Here is a 1,234-nt window from a genome sequence, read left to right as displayed (position 1 = left end):
CCACCGACTTCGGGTGTTACAAACTCTCGTGGTGTGACGGGCGGTGTGTACAAGGCCCGGGAACGTATTCACCGCGGCATGCTGATCCGCGATTACTAGCAATTCCGGCTTCATGTAGGCGAGTTGCAGCCTACAATCCGAACTGAGAATGGCTTTATGAGATTGGCTCGACCTCGCGGTTTCGCTGCTCTTTGTACCATCCATTGTAGCACGTGTGTAGCCCAGGTCATAAGGGGCATGATGATTTGACGTCATCCCCACCTTCCTCCGGTTTGTCACCGGCAGTCACCTTAGAGTGCCCAACTAAATGCTGGCAACTAAGATCAAGGGTTGCGCTCGTTGCGGGACTTAACCCAACATCTCACGACACGAGCTGACGACAACCATGCACCACCTGTCACTTTGTCCCCCGAAGGGGAAAGCCCTATCTCTAGGGTGGTCAAAGGATGTCAAGACCTGGTAAGGTTCTTCGCGTTGCTTCGAATTAAACCACATGCTCCACTGCTTGTGCGGGCCCCCGTCAATTCCTTTGAGTTTCAACCTTGCGGTCGTACTCCCCAGGCGGAGTGCTTAATGTGTTAACTTCGGCACTAAGGGCATCGAAACCCCTAACACCTAGCACTCATCGTTTACGGCGTGGACTACCAGGGTATCTAATCCTGTTTGCTCCCCACGCTTTCGCGCCTCAGCGTCAGTTACAGACCAGAGAGTCGCCTTCGCCACTGGTGTTCCTCCACATATCTACGCATTTCACCGCTACACGTGGAATTCCACTCTCCTCTTCTGTACTCAAGTCTCCCAGTTTCCAATGACCCTCCCCGGTTGAGCCGGGGGCTTTCACATCAGACTTAAAAGACCGCCTGCGCGCGCTTTACGCCCAATAATTCCGGACAACGCTTGCCACCTACGTATTACCGCGGCTGCTGGCACGTAGTTAGCCGTGGCTTTCTGGTTAGGTACCGTCAAGGTACCGCCCTATTCGAACGATACTTGTTCTTCCCTAACAACAGAGCTTTACGAGCCGAAACCCTTCATCACTCACGCGGCGTTGCTCCGTCAGACTTTCGTCCATTGCGGAAGATTCCCTACTGCTGCCTCCCGTAGGAGTCTGGGCCGTGTCTCAGTCCCAGTGTGGCCGATCACCCTCTCAGGTCGGCTACGCATCGTCGCCTTGGTAAGCCGTTACCTTACCAACTAGCTAATGCGCCGCGGGCCCATCCTGTAGTGATAGCCG

1 rRNA gene is annotated in these 1,234 nt (G+C 54.6%); it reads right to left on the bottom strand.

The features are described from left to right. Positions 1-1,234, bottom strand: a 16S ribosomal RNA gene (locus MF646_RS23095); the annotation flags it as partial.

It is taken from the genome of Halalkalibacter alkaliphilus (assembly GCF_023555415.1).
GTDB classification, from domain to species: Bacteria; Bacillota; Bacilli; order Bacillales; family Bacillaceae_D; genus Halalkalibacter; species Halalkalibacter alkaliphilus.
Note: the sequence above shows the minus strand (reverse complement) of the source record. Positions and strands in the feature narration are given on the sequence as shown.